The organism is Bacillus sp. GMa5/1, from assembly GCF_050172015.1.
GTDB lineage: Bacteria > Bacillota > Bacilli > Bacillales > Bacillaceae_G > Bacillus_A > Bacillus_A cereus.
In genome coordinates this window covers 1-1,213 of sequence record NZ_JBNLYC010000408.1, presented here as the reverse complement: position 1 = coordinate 1,213, position 1,213 = coordinate 1, and the positions used below count along the sequence as shown (strand labels likewise).

The following is a 1,213-nucleotide window of genomic DNA, read 5'->3' as shown; positions in this document are numbered from 1 at the left end:
GTTTTTATGCTGATTAATATATTCTTTTTATTCACAATATATTATCTTGTATTCTTGTTAAAGTTAATCAAGAGGAATAAAAAAGTGCTAACAAGTTTGCAAACGAAACTGCTAACACCTATACAGAATAGACATAAGTTATCGCTGATATGTCTTCTTTGAAAATAGCTTTAATCAGTTAAATGAAACCTATACCAAATGGTCATAAATATAGTCGTAATATCAAGAATATAATCATCCAGATATTCCTTTACTTTTAAGACGGAAACGAGGCATGATATTGATTTCTACCTCAGAGTTTGCGTCAAATAATAAAAAAATACGGTTTGTAAAACTAAAAATACAACAAGCTACAACCGGTATGAAATGGATTAAAATATTTAGAAATTTAAAAGATGATTTTCAAATAGGGGGAGAGGTGGATCTAGACCATATTCTCCAATATCCGAAAGATTATATTGTAGGGGAAAATAAAAGGGTGTTATTTCCATACAATGAGAGAATTTATAAAGTTCAAGGTACTAAAATAGAACCGGGTATAAAAGTAAAGGAAAGAGAGTATTTATTTAAAGAATTTCAGCGTAAATTCTCTTATTTCACAATACTTCCAGAATGTAAAAAGGTAGCAACAAATAACAAAAATGAATTATTTCCTTTATTTGCACCAAAAGGATTAGAGACATTAACATTAGAGGTTTGGTCTGAAAATATAGTGCTGGAAATAGAACAAGCATTACTTGATAGTGAAATTATTTTGACTAAAGTTGGTGAAAATACTTATGTATTGAATACAGATTTTCCAGTGTTATTAAAGGTTGTGAGATACAATATTGAAAAGGTGTTACAAAATCCATATAAAATGCAATATTGCCAAAAATATAAAACAAATCTTGTAGATGATGTTACGAAAGCTGTCTATGCTACCGCGGGCGAGCGCAGTGATGTGACATTAGCATTAATCGCATTGAAAAATTGTGATGGACGAGAAAAAATTGATCCAAAACAAATCATTAGAGAGGGATTTGCACGAGCAAACCGTATTTCAACATTTATTAATTTATTTATAGGCCAAAGTGTATCGCGTAAAACAATTGTAAATAGTGTTTTTAGTTTATTAGAGCAAAAAGGATTTTTGAAGCGTAGTTGGAATAAGGTAAATTTACCTTGTATATATGTTAATTTATCAATTGAACGAATATCGAAATTTGATTTC

Annotated in this window: 1 pseudogene; it reads left to right on the top strand. The window is 29.3% G+C overall.

From position 1 onward, the window contains the following. Positions 1-280: 280 nt before the first annotated feature. Positions 281-1,213, top strand: a pseudogene (locus tag ACQGSG_RS29035) (translation initiation inhibitor); the annotation flags it as partial.